At 64.4% G+C, this 3,124-nt stretch carries 3 protein-coding genes and 2 pseudogenes; 1 reads left to right on the forward strand and 4 read right to left on the reverse strand.

The features are described 5' to 3' along the window. Positions 1-219 precede the first annotated feature (219 nt). The 4 genes and pseudogenes from JHD07_RS36450 to JHD07_RS36465 all read right to left on the reverse strand — a co-directional run. Positions 220-459 (reverse strand): annotated as a pseudogene (locus JHD07_RS36450) (efflux transporter periplasmic adaptor subunit); the annotation flags it as partial. A 1-nt stretch (position 460) separates the two neighbouring features. After that, entirely contained in the window at positions 461-1,162 is a 702-nt protein-coding gene (locus tag JHD07_RS36455) for a TetR/AcrR family transcriptional regulator (protein WP_291630998.1), read from the reverse strand. A 128-nt stretch (positions 1,163-1,290) separates the two neighbouring features. Beyond that, complete coding sequence (locus tag JHD07_RS36460) at positions 1,291-1,881, reverse strand: thiamine pyrophosphate-dependent enzyme (RefSeq protein ID WP_291630993.1); 591 nt, start codon at positions 1,879-1,881, stop codon at positions 1,291-1,293. After that, positions 1,878-2,420, reverse strand: a complete 543-nt coding sequence (locus JHD07_RS36465; protein ID WP_291630995.1) for a phosphonopyruvate decarboxylase — start codon at positions 2,418-2,420, stop codon at positions 1,878-1,880. The genes JHD07_RS36460 and JHD07_RS36465 overlap by 4 nt, the downstream gene beginning before the upstream one ends. 105 nt (positions 2,421-2,525) lie before the next feature. Between JHD07_RS36465 and JHD07_RS36470 the strand changes: the two are divergent. Beyond that, a pseudogene (locus JHD07_RS36470) lies at positions 2,526-3,124 on the forward strand (cytochrome P450); the annotation flags it as partial.

The raw sequence follows: 3,124 nt of genomic DNA on the forward strand, positions 1-3,124 counted from the left end.
GCGCTGCGGCGACCGCGGGCGGTCGCTGCCGTCGTTGGCTAGTCCGGCATGTTGACAGGGACGCTCGGGTTGAGTCACGGAGAACTCCCGAAGCCGCCCGTGCTCTTGGTGCACGGCACGGCCGATCCAGTGGTTCCGATCGCTGCGATGCACATGTCGGAGAGTGAGCTAAAGCGTCTCGGCGTCCACGTCACGACGCACGTCTCCTACGGTGTAGCGCACACTGTCGATCCCGTCGGACTTCGCCTCGGCCGCGTTGACCAGGGTCGGCGGCGGCTTGTTGTTGGCGAAGAACTGCTTGATCATCTGGCCGCGGAAGTAATTGAACCAGACGAGGCCGCCGACGAGCAGCGCCAAAAGCGTGCCGACGATGATGAACCAGCGCACCGGCTTGACCGGGCGCTTGGGAGCCTTGTCGATCGGTTCGCCCGATATCTTGTGTTCAGCTACGACGTTCATGTCATGCACTTTCTGCAATCGCCGTCTGGTTCGCATCCGCGGCGACATCGCGGCCCAGATGCGAAGCAATTGCGGCGTCGTTAAGTCCGATACCCCTCAGGAGAAACTCACAGAGCTGCCGCTCCAGGTCTTTCGCCTCGCCGTAGGCGAGACAAGGCGTGGCCGGCAGCCTGGTCAGCGCCACCGTCATCACGGCGTGATGGGCGAACCAGAACAGGTTGAGCGGATCGCCGGCGCAGGGCCGCGCGTCTCCGGCGGCAATCGCGCGCTCGAACGAGGCGACGAACACAGCCCCGATCAGTGTATCGATCTTGGCATAAAGCACACGGGCGAATTCGCCATCGTCCAAATGGCTCGTGGCCATCAGTCGGAGGCGCTGCGCCTCTTCCTGATCGGGACCGTCGGCGATCTGGAGGAAGTGTTCGACCATGCCACGGATCAATTCGACGAGAGTGGCGGTCGACGGCTCCCGCTCCAGTAGCTCCATGAACGCCGGGTCCGCCTCGCATTCGTCGCTGAGGATCTCGGCGTAGAGCGCCGCCTTGGACGGGAAATGCTTGAATAGCAGCGCTTCGGAAATAGCGGCGGCGGCCGCCACGCTCTTGGTCGTGGTGCCGGTATAGCCGTGCCGGGCAAAGCAACGCTTTGCGGCGCCGAGGATCAATTGACGCCTCAGGTCGCTCGTCATACGCAATGAGCTCATTTCGGTGAGTAAGCACTCACCCACGCAGAAGTCAAGCGCACTGCTGCACCGCAACCTGAATGCGCTGCAAACTCACGGGAAATTCAGCCGACAGGCGCTGGGCTGATGCCCCTCCAGAGGAGCGCCTGCTAGATCGGATTGAAACCGAGGTCGCCACGGATCCGGTTGACGATGTGGGTTCCATCGCGGGTCGGCAGGATGCGCTCGACGCTGGCGCTGTCGATCTTCACATTGGCAAAGCGCGGGCCTGCCGAGACATCCTGGACGGCTTGGGCGAAAGCCTCGACCTCGGCCAGGGTCGTCACGGCACGGCTGTCCGCAATGCCGCAAGCCTTCGCGATACCGACGAGATCTGCGGCGGCCGAGGTGTGGCTGGTCTGGCCGCCGGTTTCGCCATAGGCCTCGTTGTCGAGCACTGCGATCGAGAGGTTGGACGGCTTCTGCAGGGCGATGGTGGCAAGGCTGCCCAGCCCCATCAGCATCTCGCCGTCGCCCGTGATGACCAGCACCGGCAGCTTCGGCTGCGCCAGCGCGAGCCCGAGCCCGATCATTGCAGCGCCGCCCATGCCGCCCCACAGATAGAAATTGCGGGCGTGGTCGCCGGCCGCGCAGATGTCGTTGGTGGACGCACCGAGGCCGCCGATCGCGACGACGTCCTTGCGGTTGGCGAGCAGCGTAGACACCACCTGCCGGCGGTCGAGGAGATTGGCTTTGCTCATTTGGTGAAAACCTTGGCGCCGATCAGGCGCTGCGACAACAGGACGGCGGTGGGGGTGAGCGCGTTGTAGGCCTGAGCCGCCGCCGCTTCGAGCACGGCGGGCACCTCGGCTGCATCGGAGGCGCGCAGCACCTGGACACCCGACAATTCGAACACGCCTTGCGTGGTCGAGCCCATCGGCACCTGCCACGGATTGAACTCGCCCCACTCGCCCCGCATGGTCACCAGCGTGAGGAACGGAAAGCGCAGGATCGGAATCAGCGACAGCATGTTGATGCAATTGCCGACGCCGCTCGATTGCATCAGCAGCACGCCGCGCTGGCCTCCCGTCCACGCGCCGGCGAGCAGCGCCACGCCTTCCTCCTCCGTCGTCAGCGGAATGCCGCGCATCGTCGAGGAGTCCAGCACACGCTGGATCAGCCTGGAGTGCCCGGCGTCGGGGACATACGGCACCTGCCGGACGTCGAAGCGCTGCAAGGTCGCGAAGATATCGTCGGGCCAACTCGGCGTCGTGTCGGCAGCGTCAGTGCGTGCGTGCATTTTCCCGTCCGGTCGGCTAGCAGTGTGCAAAGACTGTAGACGCATGCATGCGCCGACCAGAACAACAAAAACGGCATATCGGCATTAACCGGCGAGTATAACGGGATGAACGCAGATGCGAAGGCGCTGGTCGCCAGCTTCGATCTCGAGAAGCTGACGCCGGAATTCTACGCCAACCCCTACCCGACCTATCGTGCACTGCGGGAGAACGAGCCGGTCAAGCGCCTGCGCAATGGCACCGTGTTCCTGACCCGCTACGATGACCTCGTCACGACCTACAAGAACACGAAATCGTTCAGCTCGGACAAGAAGCGCGAGTTCGCGCCGAAATACGGCGACACGCCGCTGTACGAGCATCACACCACCAGCCTCGTCTTCAACGATCCGCCGTCGCACACCCGCGTGCGCCGCCTGATCATGGGCGCGCTGTCGCCGCGGGCGATCGCAGGCATGGAGGGAGACCTGATCAAACTCGTCGACGGGTTGCTCGACGCCATCGCGGCCAAGGGCCATTGCGAGCTGATCGAGGATTTCGCGGCCTCCATCCCGATCGAGGTGATCGGCAATCTGCTCGACGTGCCCCATGACGAGCGCGGGCCGCTGCGCGACTGGTCGCTGGCGATCCTCGGCGCGCTCGAACCGGTGGTCTCGCCCGACGCGGCCGCGCGCGGCAACAAGGCGGTGCAAGACTTCTTGGCCTATCT

It is taken from the genome of Bradyrhizobium sp. (assembly GCF_016462955.1).
Taxonomy (GTDB): Bacteria; Pseudomonadota; Alphaproteobacteria; order Rhizobiales; family Xanthobacteraceae; genus Bradyrhizobium.